The sequence below is a fragment of the Clostridium thermobutyricum genome (assembly GCF_000371465.1).
Lineage (GTDB): Bacteria > Bacillota > Clostridia > Clostridiales > Clostridiaceae > Clostridium > Clostridium thermobutyricum.
On sequence record NZ_KB850958.1, the window covers coordinates 378,325 to 398,013 of the forward strand.

The following is a 19,689-nucleotide window of genomic DNA, read 5'->3' on the forward strand; positions in this document are numbered from 1 at the left end:
TCTGTTTATTCACTAGTTTTATATATAGAAAGACATTTTTAACTATTAATTCATTAATGACCCCATAATTATGTAAATATTTCATTCATTTTCTCCATTTTTATTAAAACTTTATCTATTTTCAATATAATTTATTTAAATTTTCAACAATTTATAAGCTTTTAATAAACTTTCAACTATAAAAAATATAATAAAAAAGGACAGATTAAAATATAATTTATTCTGTCCTTTTTAATATTTAATTTATCTATTAATTATTTTAATAATTCTAATACTTGCTTAGCTACATCAGCACCAGAAGCAGGATTTTGTCCTGTAACTAAACGTCCATCTGTAATAGCAAATGGAGCCCAATCTTCAGCTCTTTCATATTTTGCACCTCTTTTAACAAGCTCATCTTCTGTTAAAAAAGGAACAAGTTTATCTAATTGAACTGCTATCTCTTCGCTATTTGAAAATCCAGTTACTTTTTTATTAGCTATTAAATAACTTCCATCTTCATTTTTTATATTTAATAGTCCAGCAGCTCCATGACAAACTGATGCTACTATACCATTATTATTATAAATATCTATAGCTATCTTAGCTAACTTTTCATCATTTGGAAAATCCCAAACAACACCATGTCCACCTGTATAATATATTGCTGAATAATCTTCTACTTTTATTTCATCAACTGATAGTGTATTTCCTAATTTATTCATAAAGTTTTTATCTGTATAGTATTTCCAATCAACTTCAGTCATAAAATCATTTTCTAAACTATGAGGATCAATTGGAGTATATCCTCCTTTAGGGCTTACATAATCAATATCATATCCAGCTTTCTCTATTTCATTTACGAAATGAACAGCTTCTCCTAACCATAATCCTGTTGGTCTTGGATAATTATCATATTTAGATACATTTGTTACAACTACTAAAATCTTTTTCATCTTATTTTCTCCTTTGTTTAAATTAATATTTTAAATATATATTTTTCAAGTTAAAAGTTTTCTTCTTAATGATATTAATTATTATAATTATCTAATAAGCTATCTACAAGTACGCAATTTTTGTTTACTAACTTACAAAAAGTAAAGTATAAAATTTATTATATTAAATCTAATAATAAATAAAAGGAATTAGATTTCTCTAATTCCTTTTTATTATGTTAGATTATTTTACTTCAAATGATAAACAATCTGTACATTCAGTCATTTTTGGATCTGATTCATGAGTTCCAACTTCAATTGCATTTAATGTACAATATTTTTCTGAATTGTTATTAAATTTACATTGTTGAACTGAACATTTTATTGAAGGATTCTTTTCCATTTAAATCCCCTCCTTTAATTAAATTACGATTTTATTTTGTCTCTAAGAATGGTTTTTTATTCTTAAAAATTAAATTTAATATTTTCCAATACTTCTAAATAAAAAGAAGCCCTCTAAAGAAGGCTTCTATATTTATATATATAATAAGTAGTTTTTATTAAAATCTATTGTCTTGAAATAAATTTCCAAGCCCACCTAAAACACTTCCTTCTCCAACATCTTTTCCTCCACCTTGAGGAGCTGCTGCAAAGACTTTAGAAGCAAGCCTACTAAAAGGTAAGCTTTGTATCCAAACATCTCCAGGTCCTGTTACTGTGGCAAAGAAAATACCTTCTCCACCAAATAAACTATTCTTTATTCCACCAACATATTGTATATCATAATTTATGTCTTTAGTCATAGCAACTAAACATCCAGTATCAATCTTTAAAACCTGTCCTGGAAATAAACTTTTCTTAACTATAGTTCCACAAGCATGTATAAAAGCCATACCATCACCTTCTAATTTTTGAAGAATAAATCCTTCTCCTCCAAAAAATCCAGCTCCAAGCTTTCTTTTAAAATCAATTCCTACGCTTACACCTCTAGCTGCACATAAAAACGCATCTTTTTGGCAAATAATTTTTCCACCATATGCTCTTAAATCTACAGGAATAATTTTCCCGGGGTATGGAGATGCAAAAGCAACTTTTTCTCTAAGAGGCCCACCATTAGTAAATAAAGTCATAAAAAGACCTTCTCCACTTATAGCTCTTTTAGCAGCTCCACCAAGAATACCAAAAAGTCCACCAGATTTTTTGCTTCCATCACCAAATATAGTTTCCATTTGAATATTTTGATCCATCATCATCATGGCTCCAGCCTCAGCAATTACAGATTCACCTCTATCAAGTTCTATTTCTACAAACTGCATATCATCGCCATAAATTTTAAAGTCTATTTCATCATTATACATAAAAAACCTCCTATTTTTTATTATATTTTACACTAATCTATTTCAATATAAACTTAATTTTTATTTAAATTTTTACTTTTATTATTATATACCTTAATATTTATTAAATTTATATATAATAGATTCAAAAAATATTATTTTTTAATATATCTCAAATATTTTTTTAATTCTATATTTATTTACTTTATATTTCTCTATTATTATTTCCTATAAAAATTTTAATTACTTCTATTAAAATATTTTTTTTAATTTATCAAATAATATAATAATAAATTGTTTTCAATTTTTATATTAATATTTTTATATTTATAAAACAATTTAACTTATAAAAAACTAAAAGATTATCTTTATAATTTAATATGAAAAATATTTTTTGAAAATTTCAAGAAGCATATTATTTTAAAAAATTAAGAATTTATGTCGAAAAATTAAGTTGTTTAAAGAATAAGCCGATAATTCCTTTAAAATAACAAAATTCAATATGTTGTATGAAAATAAATTTAGTAGTACAATATTCTGTGTCTTTCAGGACATAATAAACAAACTGTAGTGAAAAGACTTACATTTTATTAAAGATAATTTTAGGAGTGGTTTTAAGTGGACGTAATAAAAAGAGATGGAAGTAACGTAGAATTTAACAAAGATAAAATAAATGAAGCTATAACAAAAGCAATGAAAAATGGTAGTGGAATTTACTTACCAGACATAGCTAAATTAATAGCTGATGATGCTGAAAAATACTTTATTGAGCAAAATGATATTGCTACAATTTATAAAATCGAAAGATATGTATATGATAGATTAGTTCATTACGGTCAAATAGAAACCGCTAGAGCTTATGAAGGTTATAGAGCTGTACAAGAATTTAAAAGAAATACTAATACTACAGATGAAAGTATCTTAAATTTATTAAGTAGACAAAATGAAGATGTAATGAATGAAAATTCTAATAAAAACCCAGTAGTAGCTGCAACACAAAGAGATTTAATTGCTGGTGAAGTATCTAAAGATATTTCTAGAAGAAAATTAATTCCAGCTTACATAGTTCAAGCACATGATGAAGGAGCTATTCATTGGCATGATATGGATTATAGTTTATCACCAATGTTTAACTGCTGTTTAGTTAACTTAGAAGATATGTTTTCTAACTCTACTGTTATTAATGAAAAATTAGTAGAAGAGCCTAAATCATTTAGTACTGCATGTACTGTAGCAACTCAAATTATTGCTCAAGTTTCTTCTAACCAATACGGGGGACAAAGTATTACTATAAAACATTTAGCTAAATATCTTAAAGTAACTGAAAATAAAGCATATAATCATTATTTAGAACTTTTACATGATGAAGAATTAGCTAAGAAATTAGCTTTAGATGCTAAAATGAAAGAACTTAAAGATGGTATACAAACTATAAGATATCAATTATCAACTTTACAAACTACTAACGGTCAAGCACCATTCTCTACAATTTATTTAGAAATAGAAGTTGGTCATCCTTATGAAGAAGAAATGGCTTTAATTTGTGAAGAAATGATTAGACAAAGATTAGAAGGAATGAAAAACTATAAAGGACAAGAAATTGGTGAAGCATTCCCTAAATTAGTATACTTATTAGATGAACATAACTGCCTTGAAGGTGGTAAATATGATTATATAACTAAACTTGCAGCTAAATGTACAGTTAAAAGATTAGTTCCTGATTACCAATCAGCTAAAATTATGAGACAAAATTATGAAGGAAATGCATTCCCTCCAATGGGTTGTCGTTCACACTTATCTCCTTATAAAGATGAAAATGGAAATTATAAATGGTATGGAAGATTTAATCAAGGTGTTATAAGTCTTAACCTTCCTCAAATAGGAATATTAGCTAAAGGTAATATGGATTTATTCTGGAAAATATTTAATGAAAGATTAGAGTTATGTAAAGAAGCATTACTTACTAGACATAAAATGTTACTTGGAATAACTTCTGATTCTAGTCCTATTCACTGGCAATATGGAGCAATAGCTAGACTTAAAAAAGGTGAAAAAATAGATAAATTACTTAAAAATGGATATTCTACACTTTCATTAGGATATGTTGGATTATGTGAATTAACTTATGCAATGCTTGGAGTTAGCCACACAACTCCAGAAGGAGAAAAATTTGCTTTAGAAGTAATGAATCACATGAATAACAAATGTAATGAATGGAAAAATGAAACTGGATTAGGATTCAGTTTATATGGAACTCCAGCTGAAAGTTTAATATATAGATTCTGTAAAATTGATACTGCTAGATTTGGAAAAATAGAAAATGTAACTGATAGATTATATTATACAAATTCATATCATGTTCACGTATGTGAGGAAATTGATGCATTCTCTAAATTAAAATTTGAATCACAATTCCATAATATATCTCTTGGTGGATGTATTTCATATATAGAAGTGCCAGATATGAGCAAAAACGTTGAAGCTATTGAAGATGTAATAAACTTTATTTATCACAATATTCAATATGCTGAAATAAATACAAAACCAGATGTATGTTACAAATGTGGATTTACAGGTGAAATCCAATTAAATAAAGAAGACTTAACTTGGCATTGTCCTTCTTGTGGAAATAGTGACCAAGATGAAATGCAAGTTATGAGAAGAACTTGTGGTTATATTGGAACTAACTTCTGGAATAAAGGTAGAACTCAAGAAATTGGAGAAAGAGTTTTACATCTTTAATAAACATTTTGAGTGTTTGAGTATTTCAAACACTCTTTACATATCAACAAAAGTTAAATATTTAAATGAATTTTTAGAAAAGTACAAGGGGTGAAAATTTATGAATTATGCACAAATAAGAAAGTTTGATGTTACAAATGGCCCTGGTGTTAGAACAACTCTATTTGTAAGTGGTTGCACTCATAAATGTGATGGATGCTTTAATGATGAGCAACAAAACTTTAATTATGGTAATGAATTTAATAAAGAAACTGAAGATGAGTTTATAAAATATACTTTAAATCCACAAATTAAAGGTGTTAATATACTTGGTGGAGAGCCAATGCAACAAACAAAAGATAATACTTTATTGAACTTATTAAAAAGAATAAAAAAAGAAACAGCTAAACCTATATGGTTATGGTCTGGATATACTTACGAACAAATTATAAGTGATCCTAAAAAGTTAGAATTATTAAATCAAGTTGATGTTTTAATAGATGGAAAGTTTCAAATAGCTAATAGAAATATAAGCTTAAAATATAGAGGCTCTTCTAATCAAAGAGTAATAGATGTTAAAAAATCTCTTAAAGAAAATAAAGTAATTACAATAATATAAATAAAAAAGACTCTAAATAGATTTATATATTATTTCTATTTAGAGTCTTTCATTTATATTAAGCTTCTCCATATCCTGATGCAAAATATAATATTCCAATTTTTTTGACCTTAAAATTAAAAAGTGTACTTTCTTTACTTATATTAGTTAAATTATAAATTACAGCATTTCCAGCTTTAAGTTCTTCTTTATCTAATTTATTTTGAAGTTCATTATATTCTATATAAGAAGTAATAAATTCACTTATATTACATGATAAAATTAACTTTCTTTTTCTATTGCCATCAGTTACTTTTGCAATTAGTTTTATATCTGAAAAGAAAAAACTTAGAAAACATTAGTTATCTAGGCTTTTTGTATTTTAAAATAAATATGTTTTAAATTATATTAAAATAGTTTTAATGCTTTTTACATTTTATTATATTTTACGCCTTTCTTCTTTTTTTCTTTCGTACAGTTTTCTCATATCCTATCTATTATTTAGTAAAAGAATTATTTCTATACTTTATTAGGTTTATTTCTTGCATCTTATTTCTCTTCTTCTGTGTACATATTTTTACTATAAATAATATAATAAATATTTTAAAAATATTAATAATCATAAATATAAACATTATTATTAGCAAAACTATATTTATTATAACTTTAAATTTTATGCTTGTATTCATTAAACTATTAACAAATAAAACAAGTATAATTATTAATACTATAGTTATTAAATCTAAAATCTTATTTTTCTCACCATTTTTTGAAATTTTTAATTTAATATTTTACTATCTTTGAAACTATAATTTTTAATAAAACTAATACTTTATCATATATCATAAATTTCTTCTATCTGCTACTAATATATAATAGCTCTATCTTAACATAACTATAAACATTAAATATTGAAATTCCATAAATATCTTTATCGTTATTGTCTATCACTTTATTCTTGAGTTCTAATAAAGCGATAATATTTCTATAAAAACATATTTGAAAAATATCTTTCTGATCGTCCCTAGAGCTGATAATAAAATTGTAAATATTGCAGAATTATTATTTATATATAAAAGGCCTTTTATTAATGGTTCTTACTTCTTGATTGATGATGGAGCAACTTCATCTTACTTTTACTGAAAGTTAAATCCTCAAATTAAATATATTCTTTTTAGCTCATACAGACACACAGTTTGTCCTAGATTTTTTAGTCATCTTAGAAATATATAAATAGTGTTTCCATTTTTACGAATGAAATATTTAATTTTATATATTTAGGCTTTCAACATAAAGTGGGTTGGATTATGAGAACATCTTCTTTCTAGTACATCGTAAGATTATATTTAACGCTTAGATTCTGATTGTCATTAAAGGTAAATTAAGCAATCGGAAAAGACAGCTTTCAAGATGCTCTAAGAGTAAAATGTTGTTTTGTGAAATATCAAAAACAAACCAAATTGAACATATAATTGTTAATAAATATTCTTATGAGTATATATCATTTGAACTTTTACATTTTATATTCTATGTATTTAATATAAAAAATCTGTATATCCTTATATAAATTGTATGAGAATAACATAGTGATATTTTATTACTCTATTTTCAAGGTATGAATGACAAATAAATTTCATGACTATACTATATATCACGTTCAGCAAGAATTAGGAAAAGACTAAAGAAATTAGAATGCTTTTGAATAAAAAGAAGTACCTAATAATTAAAGAGTATTGATATTCCTATTTTTAGTTTATTTTCAAAATATCAAGTATAGATGAAAGTTCATTCAAATAAATTTTTAAGTTTTACAATGCTTACATCTCTAAATTATGCTTACGTCAATTTTACTACTCTGGAAGTTATAAAATAAGTATTTAGTTTGATAGATAACTAAAAATAATTTATATATAATGAAAGCAATTTTGAAGTTTAAAATCAGAGAGAAATAGTTAGACTGTACAAATGAAAAATGTAATATACACAGTATATTATACTATCTCCCTTGTCAGTTTTGTCATCTATCGAGGCTCATTCAATAGTGCTAAATTTAGTATTTTTTATACTTCAAATTACTTTAAAGTATAGTGTTTGTGCTGATAATTGAAAATCAAATATAGAAATTAAAATTAAATTTATAATAAGAAAAATACATATTAAATATTAGAAATTATAATAATATGGATTTAGCGAAATATTCAAGTAGAAGTATGTTTACATTTTGGAATTTTACTCGATATATTATTCTTACAACTAATCTGGATTTTAAAATCAAAAAATACGTTAAGCATAACGATAACTTATAATCAATATTTCCTAATTTATAGTTTAACTATACAATAAATTTAAATGAATTACTCTCTAATTAGGTTAACTCAATATTGTATATAATTAGGATATTTAGATCATATTTAAAATATTTATTTAACTTTTTAGCTATATCATCAATAACTTTTTTTTGATACTTTATAACTAAGAAAGATATAATATATACACGACAGATTTAAATATATATATTTAAATCTGTCGTTTATAAAATTTAATTTATTTATTAGCCATTGCCAAAATTAGATGCTTCTGATTGTAAATTATTCTCTGCACTATTTAATTTTGCTTTTGCATTATTTATTTGTGTTGTTTGATTTTTAACTGCATTATCAATGTTTTGTAAATTGCTTGTGTTTTCATTTTTTTGATTTACTAATTTTTCATTAGTAGCATTTAAATCTTTTTGTGTATTTGTTAATTCACTTGTTAATTTTTTTATTTGATTATCTTGATTATTAATAGCAACTTTATTTTGATTTATTATATTTTCATTTGCTTGTATTACTTTATTTTTTTGATCTATTATATTCTCATTGTCTTGTATTTATTGTTTTAATTTTTCAATGCTTCCATTTAAAATTTTTATTTGAGAATTTAAATTTTCATTATTGGCGTTTGATTTAGTTAATTCGCCTTGCAATTTTTTAACCTGTGTATTTAATCCATTTATTTGTTTTGTTAAATTTTCATTATTTTCTGTTAAGCCTTGAATCTGTTCTTTTAATTTCTCGTTTCAGTATTTAAAGTTTGATTTTCAGCATTTGCATTTTCGAACTTTTGTTGTAGATTTGTATTACTTTGTTTTAAATCCTGTATTTGATTGTTTAAACTATCTACTTCTTTATTTAATTCACCTATTTTATAATCTGCTCTTTGTACGACAACTCCAGTTTGTTGCATTGCATTTGCTGAACCATTCATAGCATCTACAGAAGTTTTTGTATTGTTTTTATAACCATATATCTGGATAATTTAATAAATTAATCTTTTCTTTTTTTATACTTTTTAGTTTTACCAGAAATTTTAACTGTATTAGTTTTCTTCTTTATCTTAGTATATTTTTCTAAAACATCTAAATCTAAACCTGTTAAAAGTGAATCTTCTCTATTTGATTCTTCTCTTTCTTCTTTGATTATTTCCTTTAAGCTTTTCATTGTATGGTTGTATTACTTCAAATGGAATTCTACAACCACCTAATATCATAGTATTATAATCTTCACTTTCTCCGAACTTCTTAAATACACTTGCTGAATATTATTATTTAGTATAAAAGAACTATATGACCAATACAAAACTATTTCAGAAATAACTAAAATCTTCGAAGGTGAAAAATAATTTAATAAAAGAACTCAAAGGAGAAATTATAAAAGATTTAGACAATAAATTATCATCCTTCAAACAAGACTTAATTAAAGAAATCAGTTTAAGCATGGAAAAAGAAAATATCAAGTATATAAATTCTATCAATGAGAACATAGATAAATTTGTAAAGTATACTATGAGAGAAGATATGTTAATTAAGTCAAAATTTAATAAAAACCAAGAACAGTAAAAATAGGAATTGAAGATACCAAAAAAACTTTCGTTGATAGAATAAAAAATAATAATGCGTTCCTCTATTTTCATTTAATATTTATAATTTTACCAGTTACTAATATCCAAAATTTGAATAATAAATATTTTTTTGAAAATATACTTTTCTTTAGAATAAAATATTATTTAAACTTCAAACTAATTATTTTAATTTAACACATTCATTTTATTGTATACATTTTAAATAAATTAATTTTTTTAAAATTATTAAATTTTTAGAAATGTTATGTTTTTATGTCTTTTTTATAATAAAATGTTATAAAATTAAATTATTGCTAATTAAAAATCTTAGAGGTATTTTATGTAATATAAAACTGATTACTCTAGTAAAATAAGTTTTCCTTTAACTATGAGTATTGATATCACTAATAATTGTAATTTACGTTGTCTTCACTGCTTTAATAGAAGTGGAAATGATTTAATTCGTAATGAACTAAGTTATTGTAAATTCATTATTCTTGCCAAATAAATATCCGAAAACAATCTTCACACATTTTGCTTTTGTGGAGGAGAACCCTTATTAAGATATGATTTATTATTAAAAATGTGTGATATTTTAAGTCCTCATATTCATAAAATCAATATGGTTAGTAATGGATATTTAATGACTAAGGAAAAAGTCTTAGCATTGAAAAAACATGGAATGAAACACATTCAATTAGAGCTTAGCCATTTATGTCTTTAGGTAGAACTTCTTTAAACTCTATACTACATACAGAAAATCAGTATAGAGAGCTTGTGAATTTTATAGATAAATATAACTCTCAAAATTTAAGTTTTCCTAAAAAAATTGAATGAGGAGATCCTATTGATCATTTAATTCGCTATACAGAATTATTAGATGCTACACTTCATGGCTATATTAACTCTGATGGAATCTTGACTGCTTCAGTATATTTACCAATTATATTAGGTAATATACGAAATCACTCTTTTAAAGAATATTGGAATTCTGGATTAAATAAAGCATTTAAAATTCCTTTTATTCACGATTTATCACAAAGTATAACTTCAATTTCAGAGTTAGGTACTTCTAGTGAAAATTTTCCTAAATTATTTTTTTCAGAAAATATAACTGTTGATTTAATTGATGACAATATTTTTAATAATTTAAATAAGTAGGATCTAATTCAGACTTATTGGATATATCTGTTGGAGAAAGTCCTTATGTTTATACCAACTCTATTGATGCAGTTCATGGTGTTGCAAATGTATATATTTATGCTAATTTTTGTATGGCTACAGATGCCTCGAAGTTGCTGGTGCAGTAACTACAGTTTGTATTGTTATTGAAGGTGACTAATTTACAACTTCATATAACCTGTTTAAAGTTGAAGCATATATTATTTAATATTATGCTTCACTAATCCATTAATTATGTTAAAATATTCCAAATAAAAAGGAGTTTTTATGACTACAAAAGAAAATAAACCTATTGTTATGATTATAAAAGAAAATAAACCTATTGTTATATTATTATCGTGTGCTTTTGTTTTCTTTTTATCTTTTCTAGTATTTATAAATATTATGGTAGTTCCAAACAAAAAATTTGATATTACATTAACTAAAAACACACTTGATATCACCGGGAAAAACGGTGTTAATTTAAATTTAGATAATATCATAGAATTGAATCTTTTAAATAGCGCTCCATCTATAATATTAAATGGTGGTGGTCAAAACGGAAATATAATTTATGGTCATAATTATATGAAAAATTTAGGTTTTACAGAATGTTATATAAATAATGCAAAAGGCAAAGTTATTTATATAAAAACAACTACTAATCAATTTTTAATTGGATTAGATAATAACACTCTAACACAAAATTTATATAATAAATTATTATCGGATGTTCCATCTAAATCTTAAATACAATAAAATTAAATTTATTCTAATAAAATTTGATTTTATTATATTTAATAAGTTATATTTAACATATAGGAAGTAGAGAAATAAAGCTTTCTCTACTTCTCAGTTTATTGAAACATGAAATTACAATATGGTTGCCAATAATTGAAACAGCAAGATTAACTTAAAATTTTTACTTGTATTCTATTTTATTGTATTATTCTACTATTTTAGGATATTTGAAAATATTTAGGTTATTCTATATACTTGACTCATAAACAATTTTTTAATTTTCTAAAATATATAAATCTATTAAGATAAGGAGAAGTATATGAAATATTAAAAAATAGTAATGATTTCTATTAGAAATATTATACTACCATATGTAGTATCAGATTCAATAAGGCCCTTTAATAGTGATGTCTTGAAAATACATGGATTATTGAATGAAAAATAAATCATTTATCTTTTAAATTTTTATTATATCTAAAACTTACTTTATTATTTTTTCACTATTAACAACAAATTTAGTTATAACAATTAATGAAATCATTATAATTTCTATTAGTAGAAAATATGTAAAATCACACTATTTAGTTTTAATATAGTGTGATTTTTATTATTTGCCAATTATTTTCATATTAAGTGAATTATATAATAATTATTTTTATAAATTTTCTTTTATTTTTATTATTTCCTCTTTAAGTAAGCCCTGTATATTTAGATATTACTTCTATTTCAATATTTGCTAATAATAAACTTTTAGCTACTTCCGTTTTACCTTGTTCTATTACTTTTTCAAGTCCCTTTTTTTCTGCATTTTCTAAAGCTGAAATTTCATCATATATAGCTTTTTCCCTTATATAATAACATTTCTCTTTCTTTACTATTCATACTTAATCTATATAATTCCGTTTTTGTCTGTTCTATAGCTTCATCACTTAATTCTAATTGTCTTACAGTATTGCTTTCAGGTTCTATTAAAAACTCTAACCATCTTTCTAATGAATCCATTTTTCTTTTTTGGTTAACAAGTAAATAGTAACAATTGGTTATCAATATTTATAGTTATTATATTTATTTTAATTAAATTACATATTTGATTACTTGGTTGTTTTGCTGTTATTCCACCAACAATAGCTCCAGTTGCTCCAAATAATGCTCCTCCCGTTACTGCTCTACCTAATCCACCTTTTTTATTTACTTCTCTTCTTTTTTATATTATCTAAAAAACCCGTTATTTATTCATCACTTTTATTTTAATCCTGCTTGAAATCCATCATGAAATCCTTTAATGAATGAATCAGGATTTAATATAAAGACAATAAAATTAGACCACTCTCTTTATTATCTACTTAATGTAGGAATTAATCCAACAATCGGTGAATTAACTTTATCTTTATTAATATTAATTCTAATAATATTAAAATTTCTAATCATTTTTCTATTGGATTAAAATTATTTGTATTTTAGTTATTTTTAGTTTTAAATTATCATTTAATAGTATTTTAAATAAAATTATAATTGTCATATTATTATATAAAATCATTTTCTGAAATTTATTTAATATTTTAAAAGAAAAAAAATAAATTTCTCTTTCGTTATTTACTCTATACCCCTATACTCCTCTAGTTTTTTATTATCTCTTTTGAATTCTCTAAGTTATCTATTTTTATATCCGAATCTAAGGCTACCATATAAGTCTTTATTTTTAGATTTGAAGTGTTTTTCTTTGTTTTTAAGTAACTAATTTAATTTATCATGTATTCAAATATATCTATTAATTCTCATATAATAACTATCGTAAAATAATTTATTTTTAAAGCAGAAAACTGCTCTAATTCAAGTAATTTAAAGCTCTTTTAGTGAATTTCTTACTATCATTAATACCTGTAATTGGATAATATTCTTGATAATTTTCTATTCCTTTTTCAGATACTATCTGTACATCACTATCAAAACTTTTTAAATAGTTATTATAGAATACTTTTTTAAATTGATTTTTGATATAATTATTTTATATTAATAAAATATAGGAGGACAAAACTATATGAAAAATACATTAGTTAATGAATTAAATAATTTAAGTAAATTAACTTGTGCTGAATTATTGAATCTTGCTAAAAATGCAAAAACTGAAGAAGAAATATCATTTTATATACATCTATTTAACGAAAATTTAGCTAAAAAAGCTAGAAAGGTTATAGATGGTGATATGTAATGAATTAAAAAACTTATACTATTTTTGCAGGTGTCAATGGAGCTGGAAAAACTACTTTATATACAAGCGAATATCATTCTCTTAATAAATTAGAAAAAAGAATAAATACAGATGAAATGGTTGCCAGATTAGGAGATTGGAAAGATAATAATCTTCAAATGAAATGTGCTAGAGAGGCTGTTAAGTTAATTAAGTTTTATTTTGAAAATGGAATATCATTTAATCAAGAAACAACATTATCTGGCAAAAGTATTTTATCGAATATAAAGAAAGCTAAAGAAAAAGGCTATAAAGTTATAATGCTATATGTATATGTAAGCAATAGTAATATCGGTATAGAACGTGTTCTAAAGAGAGTTACTAAAGGTGGTCATGGCATTGCACCTGAATTAATTAAGAAGAGGTTTGAAGATTCTTTTAAAAACTTAAAAAAAGTAATATCTCTTTGCGATGAAGTTCAAGTATACAACAATGATGATGTGGTAATCTTAGTTGCAATAATTCAAAATGGAATTATATTTTTTGAGAATCCATGTATGAATAAAGATTTTATTCATTAAATAAAAAAGGAGTTTTAAATATATATTTTAAATCTTAAACTCCTTTTTCATTAATTTTTAATAGATATAATTTCTAAAAAAATATGTTATATGTACCATTTTTAAATGTGTAGGTTTAGGCTATATAATTATAGCCTTTACCATTTTAATCTTTTATATATTCCCCATTTACTGGTCCTAAACTATTAGTACATATTCTTATAAAATCTATAAGAACCATGATAGGTGTTACTACAATAAAAATTAAGCAAATTATAATAGCTATAGCAGAACCTATTCTACCTAAATAGAATCTATGAGCTCCAAACCCATCTAAAAAGAAACAAAGTAATAAAGCTTTTGTCTTACTCTTTTTCCATTTCCTGATAGTGATATACCGCAATTTGGACATATTCTTGACTTATCGCTTAATTCTTTTCCACATTCTTTACAAAATATATTTGATCCTTATCTCTTTTAATTTTCTTTAGTTTGCCTTGAAAACTTTTTCTACAAATTCAGTTATATTATAAAAAATTCTTTTGTATTAACTCAACATCAAGAATTATTTTTATATTTGTTTTAGTGCATTATTATTCCTCCTTGGTAAATTAACAAATTAATGTTCATCTGAGCCTATTAAATAAATTATCAAATAAGCTTAATCAATCCTAAATTTCTTTTATTTAATAAAACTCTTCTTATTAACCTATTTTTTTATAAATCTTTAACTTCTAATAATCTTAAAGATTTTGTATCAGCAATATTTTAAGTAACTAAATATTATCAAGGCTAATATCTTCTATATAAAAATATTTTATCTAAAAATTTCAATAAATTTATAATAACAAAATAGAAAATTAATTAATTAATTATTAGAATTATAAAGTATTTAAATTATTATACATAATAATATGAATACTTGTAATTATATTTAGAAAAATATTACTAATGAGTTGTTTCTATCATAACATAAAAAATAATTATTAAATTTCATATATATATATATATATATATTGTATATATATTTATTGCTTAACAATTATTTATTTCACAAAAAAGTAATTTATATTATAAAAATTACTTTTTGATTTTATTATCTATAAATTTCCAAATATACAAGTTAATCAATCACCTACCAATTGTTATAATAATATTATTAAATTAATATATTTCATTATATAAACAATCAATTTCCTTTCTAAAGTTATTATTTAACCTAATTAAATCTATTATATTTTCAATATTATTATTTATATACCTATATGTTTTATTGCTAAATATATCACTATTAATTCCAGTATTTAATTCTTTATTTATTATATCTAAATTATGTTTACATATATTTAAATACTTAATAGCATTACTATTTGTTCCCAATAAATCACTATAAAATTTATTTGTGAAATCTAATTTAATTTTAGCTAAGTAAATATTGGATATATAATTATATTTTTTTGAAAATTTTATCTTTAATTTTCTGTTCTTTTAACTTAGATTTTTTCTCTATATTCCTTTGAATAAACTCTACCATAACTAAAATTATATAAAATTTAATATAGATATAATATTGTATATAACCCAATTTCTATTGGAGATTTATTTTTAGATATCCAATGAAAGACAATATTGAAAATATAATAATATATAATATAAATGCTAAAAATTAGGTATATATTTGTTTAAAATATCGATAAAAATATTTCTTATAAAAACTAAATTAAAAATCCAATATATTAATATGATAAAAAATACATAACCATTGGAAATGATATATTAATTAAATTATATCAATTTATAGTAGTTAAATGTATATAAAACATACCAGATAATATTCTAGTTAATATAATAATTTTGTATTTAATATTTTTATCATACATAAGAAATTTTTTACTAATTACAATTTTCATTTATAAAAAATTGTCTTGATATTTTATACTCTTTTGTTATTTTTAATAATTTATAAGTAAATGCTATTAATTACTAATATAAACAAACATTAGAATCAACTATAAAAATTACTTATCCTGAATAACATATATTTAAGCTTCTTTAAGTTTTTAAACCCTTTCCTTTCAACCAAAGCCTCTTATATTAACTTTTTTAAAATATTTTTATATTTTTATTTCTAATTTAATATATTATTTATCCAATATTTTAATCTTCCAATCATAAGAAATTAAATTTGATAAATCTTAATTTTAAATAAAATAAAGCACTGATTTGATACTCAAGGCTTAAGAACTTCATATTTTATGCTAATATTATATAAATATTAAAAGAATCAACTGAAAAATATATAAACTATATAAATTTAATTTTTAGTAGTATTATCATTTAATTTTTCTGTTTTTAAATTATTAGATACTACATCAGATTTTATATCAAATATTAAATGAATATTATCATTTTTAAATAGTATATTTATCTAATATATTTAATTCCATAATATAATAATTTAATCATATCTCCTTTATATTAATTCACATTAAAAACCTCCTTATTTTTTATATAAAAAAGACATATTGTAAAAACATGTCTTTTAAAAAATTAAATTCTCTATATTAATTTTATTAAATCTTCAAGCTTATATGTTATTCTGTATTTATAGTCAACCATATCCCATAGTTTATCTAATTGTAGCTATTTCCCTTATTAATATTTTATGAGTTGTAAAGAATGTCCTACAACTTCCTTTTATAATAAAATCTATAGCTACATTATCAACTTTTCTAGTTGTTCTATAAAAAATTTCTAATCCTACCCAAATTATAATAGTCAATATTTTATTCAATTAATATATTCATTATAATATCCAAATAATAATTTTTAAAATTTATTTAGTAATTCAGGTTTAGTTATATTTTCTTTTTACTTAACTTCTAGTAAATGTGCTTAATACTTAATTTAAATTTTCTAAAAGTTTAAAATTTATATAGTTATCATTATTTATAGTCATTTTTAATTAATTATCTTTATTTATCAAGTCGTTGATCATATTATTAATAACATTATTTTCATTTACTGAATTATATATTATTACATTTAATATTCTATTTATCTGTAGATATAATTGTATTGTTATTTAAATCATTATCTAAAGAATTAACAGTTTTCATACATTTTCGAATTGAATGTACATATTCTTATTAAACTCAATATTATTTTATAATATTTTATTAACATTAAATATGACACCCATAATTTACAATTTTTAATACTTTCTTGACCTTTTTTCTCAAACTTATTCTGATATTTCAATTATATTCCCTTTATCATTAATAGTTATAAAAACTCTATTGGCACTTAACACTTCCAATACGATAGAATAATAATCAGCAAATACTATTGTAAAATTCTACTCATATCTAAAGAAATTCCTACATTTTACCGTAAATAATAACTTTTTGCATATATTTACTCTTTTAATAATTTGTCCTGTTATACATCCTTAACTTAGGATATTATTGTTCATATCTGGTATCCAATCTAATATAACTGTTTCATTAATTACTCGAGCTTGATATTTCTTTATAATATGAATGTACTATTGATTTCTATTACAATCTCTATATAATATTGATAGACAAGTTGTTTATATTTATTTATTAAAATATTTTAACGCCCTGTTCCTATTTACTTATTCAAAAATAAATCTCCAACCAATTTCTAAAAATTCATCTTTTAATTACTTCATAAAATAGTTTACTATATTTTTTATACTATCTTTATCACTAAATAACTTATTCTTTAATGTTATAGAATAAACTTTATTCCTTATATTTTCAGTATCCAATTTTCTATTATATAGTAACATCAAATCATATTTATCAAAAAATAACAGTCCTCTTTAAATTATATCTATAATTTATTGAAGTGATAATATATATTTTGTTAAGATAAATTTAATATTTAGAACTAAATAAATTTATTCAGCTAAAGTTAAACAATTTACTTAATTATTTATATATTATCACTTATACTTACTTAATTAATGTATTAGTTATAAATCAAATATCAATTAATAAGCTACTTTACTATATTTATATAATTTATTCATAAACTTTTTATCAACAAAATATTAATAAAAATTTAAGTTATTCACCTATTACTTTTATTAACTTAGCTAATACAATAAATCTAGCATTATTAAATTCATAACTACAAGTAGATAGAGTTAAAATATTATCTCCATATTTAACCGGTATATCCCTCCAAAAATATGCTTGTTGTTTTATTCCTGCTATGTAACCATAGAAACTATCATCACTATTAAATGTAGACACTATATAAGGATAATTTGCATGGACTACTGCATCTCCAAATATTTCATAAACATAAACTTTACCATTTCTAATAAACTCTATATACTTGTGATCATCGAAGAATTTAGTATCTTTAAAATTAGATATACTTTCAAACATGGTTCCATTTCTCATATTGTGTCCAAATATTATCATATTATTTGAATCTGTAGAACTTAAATTTAAACATTCATTTACATTAGTTTTATCATAAATAAATGGATTACCTTCAATACTCTTTTCTTTATAAAAACTATTATGTAAATAATAATTATCATTATTTGTTTGAACAACTGGATAATTTACATTAGTTCCATTTACTATTAACCACCCTTGATAATCACTATTTATATCTTTTAACTTATTAGCATTAATTATAATCTTACTTATCTCTAACTTATTAAAAAAGCTAGGTTCCTTTATATTTTCTGAATTTAAATTCATTACATGTTGTATTTTTTGAGTTTGCTCATTTGCAATATGATATTCATATTGTTTATATATTATCTTATACAAGCAAAATATAATTATAATAACTAATATGCAACTTATAATATGTTTTATTTTATTAATTCCTTTATCATATTTCATACATTTAACCTCCTTATAGTTGAAATGAATATAGTATTTAACACAACTTATTATTTTCTTTTAGTACTTTAAATTTGCTTTAATTTAACTACAAATAAATTTTTATAATTCAATACAAGCATTTGTAATAGAGGAATATTTATTTTTAAATTTATTCTAACTAAACTACAAATTTAACTAAATTACCCAAGTTTAATATTATCATAATTTCTAATTTATGTTCTGTATTCATTATATTAAATAAATACTAACAATTAATATTATTTTCTTTTTTCACATTAATTTCATTGTTTATAATTAGAATATATATATGTTTAATTTCAATGTAAAATCCCACTATTTAACTTTAATATAGTAGGATTTTATTGTTTTAAATTTATAAATTATTTACTTTTTTTATTAAATATTTTTTTAAACCTTAATCTAACTAATGCTATTAATGCAACTCCAATACCTAGTACTTCTGGTAGCTCAGAAGTATCTCCAGTTTTAGGGTTATTTCTATATTTATTTGATGATATAGCATTACTTAAATCTTTGATTGCATTATTAACCTGCTCTGGTGTTGCATTACTATTTTCCATAACATTATTTGCTTTTTTAATTGCATTTGTAAGATTTTCTGCACTTGCTTTTGTATATTCTGATTTATTCTTTAAAGTATTATTTGCTTTACCTAATTCATTTGAAAG

Annotated in this window: 17 protein-coding genes and 1 pseudogene; 8 read left to right on the forward strand and 10 right to left on the reverse strand. The window is 22.3% G+C overall.

The features are described 5' to 3' along the window. Positions 1-254: 254 nt before the first annotated feature. From HMPREF1092_RS15350 to HMPREF1092_RS15355, 3 genes are all read right to left on the reverse strand, one after another. Positions 255-935 (reverse strand): type 1 glutamine amidotransferase domain-containing protein, encoded by a 681-nt coding sequence (locus HMPREF1092_RS15350; RefSeq protein WP_002599596.1) that lies wholly within the window; start codon positions 933-935, stop codon positions 255-257. 223 nt (positions 936-1,158) lie between these two features. Then, positions 1,159-1,317 carry a DUF1540 domain-containing protein gene (locus HMPREF1092_RS16840; protein ID WP_002599597.1) on the reverse strand — a complete coding sequence of 53 codons (159 nt, stop codon included), beginning with the start codon at positions 1,315-1,317 and terminating at the stop codon, positions 1,159-1,161. Positions 1,318-1,474: 157 nt separating this feature from the next. Then, a complete protein-coding gene (locus HMPREF1092_RS15355; protein WP_002599598.1) occupies positions 1,475-2,272 on the reverse strand; it encodes a TIGR00266 family protein in 798 nt (265 codons plus the stop codon). 597 nt (positions 2,273-2,869) lie between these two features. On the opposite strand from HMPREF1092_RS15355, the gene nrdD reads away from it, so the two are divergent. Together nrdD and nrdG are read left to right on the forward strand one after the other, a co-directional pair. Then, on the forward strand, positions 2,870-4,993 hold the full coding sequence (nrdD, locus tag HMPREF1092_RS15360) for an anaerobic ribonucleoside-triphosphate reductase (RefSeq protein ID WP_002599599.1): 2,124 nt from the start codon (positions 2,870-2,872) through the stop codon (positions 4,991-4,993). 100 nt (positions 4,994-5,093) lie between these two features. Then, positions 5,094-5,591 (forward strand): anaerobic ribonucleoside-triphosphate reductase activating protein, encoded by a 498-nt coding sequence (gene nrdG, locus HMPREF1092_RS15365; RefSeq protein WP_002599600.1) that lies wholly within the window; start codon positions 5,094-5,096, stop codon positions 5,589-5,591. A 3,027-nt stretch (positions 5,592-8,618) separates the two neighbouring features. Here nrdG and HMPREF1092_RS15370 read toward each other — a convergent pair. Further along, positions 8,619-8,819, reverse strand: a complete 201-nt coding sequence (locus HMPREF1092_RS15370) for a hypothetical protein (protein ID WP_002599601.1) — start codon at positions 8,817-8,819, stop codon at positions 8,619-8,621. Between the two features lie 59 nt (positions 8,820-8,878). Then, positions 8,879-9,052 (reverse strand): hypothetical protein, encoded by a 174-nt coding sequence (locus tag HMPREF1092_RS17315; protein ID WP_002599602.1) that lies wholly within the window; start codon positions 9,050-9,052, stop codon positions 8,879-8,881. A 170-nt stretch (positions 9,053-9,222) separates the two neighbouring features. Between HMPREF1092_RS17315 and HMPREF1092_RS17455 the strand changes: the two genes are divergently transcribed. The 4 genes from HMPREF1092_RS17455 (at position 9,223) to HMPREF1092_RS15380 (ending at position 11,363) form a co-directional block, all read left to right on the forward strand. Continuing rightward, a complete protein-coding gene (locus HMPREF1092_RS17455) occupies positions 9,223-9,450 on the forward strand; it encodes a hypothetical protein (RefSeq protein ID WP_207637644.1) in 228 nt (75 codons plus the stop codon). 510 nt (positions 9,451-9,960) lie between these two features. Further along, positions 9,961-10,176: a radical SAM protein gene (locus tag HMPREF1092_RS17460; RefSeq protein ID WP_341349175.1), complete on the forward strand. Its 216-nt coding sequence runs from the start codon at positions 9,961-9,963 to the stop codon at positions 10,174-10,176. A 194-nt stretch (positions 10,177-10,370) separates the two neighbouring features. After that, positions 10,371-10,613, forward strand: a complete 243-nt coding sequence (locus HMPREF1092_RS15375) for an SPASM domain-containing protein (RefSeq protein ID WP_040414439.1) — start codon at positions 10,371-10,373, stop codon at positions 10,611-10,613. A gap of 288 nt (positions 10,614-10,901) precedes the next feature. Beyond that, on the forward strand, positions 10,902-11,363 hold the full coding sequence (locus HMPREF1092_RS15380) for a hypothetical protein (protein WP_002599603.1): 462 nt from the start codon (positions 10,902-10,904) through the stop codon (positions 11,361-11,363). Positions 11,364-12,009: 646 nt separating this feature from the next. Here the strand turns inward: HMPREF1092_RS15380 and HMPREF1092_RS15385 are convergent. Next, a pseudogene (locus HMPREF1092_RS15385) lies at positions 12,010-12,374 on the reverse strand (Rpn family recombination-promoting nuclease/putative transposase); the annotation flags it as partial. 1,018 nt (positions 12,375-13,392) lie between these two features. On the opposite strand from HMPREF1092_RS15385, the gene HMPREF1092_RS17320 reads away from it, so the two are divergent. Next, positions 13,393-13,563 carry a hypothetical protein gene (locus HMPREF1092_RS17320; RefSeq protein WP_002599605.1) on the forward strand — a complete coding sequence of 57 codons (171 nt, stop codon included), beginning with the start codon at positions 13,393-13,395 and terminating at the stop codon, positions 13,561-13,563. Between the two features lie 20 nt (positions 13,564-13,583). Continuing rightward, a complete protein-coding gene (locus HMPREF1092_RS15390) occupies positions 13,584-14,123 on the forward strand; it encodes an ATPase (protein ID WP_040414441.1) in 540 nt (179 codons plus the stop codon). Positions 14,124-14,268: 145 nt separating this feature from the next. On the opposite strand, the gene HMPREF1092_RS15395 is transcribed toward HMPREF1092_RS15390, so the two are convergent. The 4 genes from HMPREF1092_RS15395 to HMPREF1092_RS17330 form a co-directional block, all read right to left on the reverse strand. Further along, positions 14,269-14,514, reverse strand: coding sequence for an NINE protein (locus tag HMPREF1092_RS15395; protein WP_081606349.1), 246 nt, complete (start codon positions 14,512-14,514; stop codon positions 14,269-14,271). A gap of 2,217 nt (positions 14,515-16,731) precedes the next feature. Further along, positions 16,732-16,896, reverse strand: coding sequence for a hypothetical protein (locus HMPREF1092_RS17325; RefSeq protein WP_186003725.1), 165 nt, complete (start codon positions 16,894-16,896; stop codon positions 16,732-16,734). Between the two features lie 1,303 nt (positions 16,897-18,199). Next, positions 18,200-18,997: a class B sortase gene (gene srtB, locus HMPREF1092_RS15405; RefSeq protein WP_002599607.1), complete on the reverse strand. Its 798-nt coding sequence runs from the start codon at positions 18,995-18,997 to the stop codon at positions 18,200-18,202. A gap of 383 nt (positions 18,998-19,380) precedes the next feature. Next, on the reverse strand, positions 19,381-19,689 hold a 309-nt coding region (locus tag HMPREF1092_RS17330), incomplete at its 5' end, for an FIVAR domain-containing protein (protein WP_002599608.1).